This window comes from Herbaspirillum sp. UBA812 (assembly GCF_002296545.1).
Classification (GTDB): domain Bacteria; phylum Pseudomonadota; class Gammaproteobacteria; order Burkholderiales; family Burkholderiaceae_D; genus Herbaspirillum; species Herbaspirillum huttiense.
Genome location: NZ_DBIC01000219.1, coordinates 3,158 through 3,769, shown reverse-complemented (window position 1 = coordinate 3,769; position 612 = coordinate 3,158). Strand labels below are relative to the sequence as shown.

1 protein-coding gene is annotated in these 612 nt (G+C 62.1%); it reads left to right on the top strand.

Going from position 1 to position 612, the window contains the following annotated elements; genetic code table 11:
* Nucleotides 1-612: ABC transporter substrate-binding protein (locus tag B3873_RS14400; RefSeq protein ID WP_286866877.1), on the top strand; the 612-nt coding region annotated here is incomplete at both ends.

Below are 612 nucleotides of genomic sequence, written 5' to 3'. Positions count from 1 at the left end.
AGAACAAGGCCGACATCGCCGCCACCCGCGCCCGTGAATGGGCTGACGAACGCGGGCTGGACATGTTGATCGGCGGCGTCAATTCGGCCACGGCCTTGTCGATGAACAAGGTGATGGCCGAGAAGAAGCGCGTCTACATCAACATCGGCGCCGGGACCGCCCGCCTGACCAACGAGGAATGCACACCCTACACCGTGCACTACGAGTACGACACTGTAGCCCTGGCCAAGGGCACGGCCAGTGCGGTGATCAAGCAGGGCGGGAAATCCTGGTTCTTCCTGGTGGCGGACTATGCGTTCGGCCATTCGCTGGCCAATGACACCAGCGCCGTGGTCAAGGCCAGTGGCGGCACGGTCGTCGGGTCGATCAAGCATCCGCCGCAATCCTCGGACCTGTCGTCCTTCCTGCTGCAGGCGCAGGCGTCCAAGGCGCAGATCCTGGGATTGGCCAATGCGGGCGAAGATACCGTCAATTCGATCAAGGCCGCCAAGGAATTCGGGGTGACCAAGACCATGAAGCTGGTGGGTCTGCTGATGGTGATCAACGACATCCATGCGCTGGGACTGGCCAATGCCGAGGGCCTGATGATGACCGACAGCTGGTACTGGGACA